The 285-nt window shown below is 55.4% G+C and carries 1 protein-coding gene; it reads left to right on the top strand.

Going from position 1 to position 285, the window contains the following annotated elements:
- On the top strand, nucleotides 1-260 hold a 260-nt coding region (locus Q5762_RS37930; RefSeq protein WP_315896862.1), incomplete at its 5' end, for an alpha/beta hydrolase.
- Nucleotides 261-285: the final 25 nt, after the last annotated feature.

The raw sequence follows: 285 nt of genomic DNA on the forward strand, positions 1-285 counted from the left end.
GTGGCTACCTTGATCGGGTCGAGAGCCGGGATAGTTTTCTAAGTCTTGCGGCGAGGACGGACAAGCCGACGCTGGTGGTCTACGGAGATGAAACGCCAGCACGCTCTCGCGACGAAATCGAATCATTGGTCGGTCTGCCAAATGTTCGACTCGAGCGATTGCCGAAAGGGAAGCTTTCCATTCACGAGGAATTTCCCGATGAGGTGGCCTCCGTCATCAGACCATTTCTTTCCGAAGGAGCAGGTCTTAGCTGTCGCTAGTGCGAAAGACCGCGTCCGGCAATAC

The organism is Streptomyces sp. P9(2023), from assembly GCF_032436795.1.
GTDB lineage: Bacteria > Actinomycetota > Actinomycetes > Streptomycetales > Streptomycetaceae > Streptomyces.